Consider the following 3,125-nt stretch of genomic DNA (forward strand, 5'->3'; position numbering starts at 1 on the left):
GGGCGGGCGCGAGCCCGCAGCGGGGGCGGGACGCGGTCCGGGCGATGATGAAGTTCCTCAACGCGCTCTCGAAGCGCAACGACCTGCTGCTCGCGTTCCTGCTGATCTGCATCGTCTTCATGATGATCCTGCCGTTGCCCACGGCGATCATCGACGTGCTGATCGCGCTGAACCTCTGCCTCGCGGCGATTCTCCTGATGGCGGCCGTCTACCTGACGGACGTGGTGCAGCTCTCCTCCTTCCCGTCGATCCTGCTGCTCACCACTCTGTTCCGGCTAGCGCTCGCCATCTCGACCACCCGCCTGATCCTGATCCAGGCGGATGCCGGCCATATCGTCGAGACGTTCGGGCGCTTCGTGGTGGGCGGCAACCTCGTGGTCGGCCTCGTGGTGTTCCTGATTCTGACGATCGTGAACTTCATGGTGATCACGAAGGGCTCTGAGCGCGTGGCCGAGGTCTCGGCGCGGTTCTCGCTCGATTCGATGCCCGGCAAGCAGATGTCGATCGATTCCGACATGCGCGCCGGCATGATCGAGCTCGACGAGGCCAAGCGCCGGCGCAATAAGCTGGAGAAGGAGAGCCAGCTCTACGGCGCCATGGACGGCGCGATGAAGTTCGTCAAAGGCGACGCCATCGCGGGCCTGATCATCATCGCGGTCAACATGATCGGCGGCATCGCCATCGGCACGATGCAGCGGGGCATGCCGCTCGGCGAGGCGCTCGACCGCTACTCGCTCCTCACCATCGGCGACGGCCTCGTCTCGCAGATCCCGGCGCTCTTCGTCTCGATCACCGCGGGCTTCATCGTCACGCGCGTGGCCTCCGAGGACAATGCCGACCTCGGCAGCGACATCTCCAGCCAGCTCGTCGCCGAGCCGAAGGCGCTGATGATCACGGCCGTGATCCTCACGGTCTTCGCCTTCGTGCCGGGCTTCCCCGCACCGGTGTTCCTGATCCTGGCCGCGCTCACCGGGGGCGGGGGCTGGCTGATCGTGCGGCGGCGCGGCCGCGGGGCGGCCGAGACCCGCTCGCTGGAGATGCCCGCGCTCGCCCCCGCGCTCGCGCCCCCCGGCAAGGCGCCCTCGCTGCCCGGCGGCGACGAGGCCGACAGCGGCCCCGTCGAGGCGGTGAGCTTCGCGCTCACCGTGCCGCTGATCGTCGACATCGCCGCGTCCGTGCGCAACGCGATCCGGCCGGACAAGCTCGACCGCGAGGTCGCCCGCGTGCGCCGCGCCCTCTACTTCGACCTCGGCGTGCCGTTTCCCGGAATTCACCTGCGGCTCAACGAGAACCTGAAGGAGGGCGAGTACCGCATCCTCGTCAACGAGATCCCGGTGGCGGCGGGCGCCGCGCGGCCCGGCTACGTCATCGTGCGCGAGACCGAGGCGAACCTGCGCATGTTCGACATCCCCTTCGAGCGCGGCGAGGACTTCCTGCCCCACACGCCGAGCTACTGGGTCTCGACCAAGCACCTGCCCGTGCTGGAGCGGGCCGGCATGCAGGTGATGACGCTCTCCACCATGCTCACCTTCCACCTCGCCCACGTGCTGAAGGGGCATGCGGCGGAGTTCATCGGGGTCCAGGAGACCATGTACCTGATGAACCAGATGCAGAAGAACTTCGCCGAGCTGGTGCGCGAGGTGACCCGTCTCCTGCCCACCATCACCATCACGGACGTGCTGCAGCGCCTCGTCGGCGAGGAGATCTCGATCCGCGACATGCGCACCGTGCTGGAGGCGCTCGTCACCTGGGGCCAGCGCGAGAAGGACCCGATCGTGCTGGCCGAGCACGTCCGCGCCGCGCTCTCGCGCTACATCACGCACAAGTTCTCAGGCGGCCAGGGCATCATCCCGGCCTACCTGATCTCGAAGGAGATCGAGGACACGGTGCGCAACGCGATCCGCCAGACCAGCGGCGCCTCCTACCTCGCCCTCTCGCCGGACGTGCACCGGCAGCTGATCGCGGCGATGCGCGCGGCCGTCGGTGCGCCGGGGCAGAGCGCGGTGCCGCCCGTGATCCTGGTGCCGATGGATATCCGCCGCTTCATGCGCAAGATCGTGGAGCGCGACTTCCCGAACCTCGCGGTGCTCTCCTACCAAGAGCTGACCGCCAGCGCGAACGTCCAGCCGCTGGAGCGGGTGAGACTCACGGCGCAGCTCAACAATGCCGCCTGAGCGGGCCGCAGCGCTGTCGGGCAGGGCAGGGAGCAGAGCAGGGAGCAGGGCCGGGAGCAGGCCAGGGGCTTCCGCCGAGCGGTTGCGCCTCCTCGCCTACGGGTGCGGCCTCCTGGTCGCCTTCGGTCTTTACCTCCTCGTCCACGCAGGCGGGCAGGGGCCGGCCTTCTGGGCCGCGGCGCTCCTCTGCGGGGCGGGAATCGCGGCAGGCCTCGTGCGGGGCGCCGAGTCGGATTCCCGTGCCTTCCGCTGGGGGGCGGGCGGCGCCGCCCTCCTGGCCGCCGCCGTGCCGCTCCTGCCGGCGCTGGCGGCGGACGTACCGCTGGCGGCGGCCGTGCGCGCCCACCCGCTCTGGCCGCAGATCCTGGTCACGCTGTTCGCCGCCCGCGCGCTGGCGGAGGCGAACGAGCAGCGTTTCGCCGCCTTCTGGCGGGCGCCGCTCCGCGCCCGCGCCCCCGTCGCCGCCCAGTCCGCCGCCGCCGCGCTGGCGCTCGGCGCCTGCCTCGCGCTGCTGTTCTACCAGGGGCTCGCCTATCTGGGGCCGGCCCGGGGCGGCACGGGGCTCGTCGATCTCGTCGCGCACGCGCTCGCCGGCGAGAGCGCGATCCACCGGTCCATCGTGGTGCTGTTCTGCGTCATCCTGGCTTTCCTGGGCGAGGCCGCGCTCCAGCACCGGCGCGACCGCGAGGCGCTCGCCGCCCTGCGCCGGGAACTGGCGCGGGGGGACCGGACCGGCCCCGGCACGCTCCGGGGCCTGCTCGCCGGGCCGCTCGCGGGCTTCGGCCATACCCGGACCGTCCGCTCGCTGGCGCAGGGGCTGCGGGGCGGGGGGCCGGATGCGCAGGCGCTCGGGGCAGCCTTCGCCGCCTTCCACGGGGCCTCGCGCCGCTTCGTGCGCGGCCTGCTGCCCTTCCTGCCGCTGCTCGGCTTCTTCGGCACGGTGGTGGGCCT

2 protein-coding genes are annotated in these 3,125 nt (G+C 71.3%); both read left to right on the plus strand.

Annotation, left to right across the window (positions count from 1 at the left end):
- A partial coding sequence (gene sctV / locus AX737_RS02135) for a type III secretion system export apparatus subunit SctV (protein WP_348626795.1) occupies nucleotides 1–2,174 on the plus strand: 2,174 nt, incomplete at its 5' end.
- 82 nt (nucleotides 2,175–2,256) lie between these two features.
- Nucleotides 2,257–3,125 (plus strand): hypothetical protein (locus AX737_RS02140; protein ID WP_197430426.1); only part of this gene is annotated, 869 nt, incomplete at its 3' end.

This window comes from Methylobacterium sp. CCH5-D2 (assembly GCF_001556475.1).
In the GTDB taxonomy this organism is placed as follows: Bacteria; Pseudomonadota; Alphaproteobacteria; order Rhizobiales; family Beijerinckiaceae; genus Methylobacterium; species Methylobacterium hispanicum.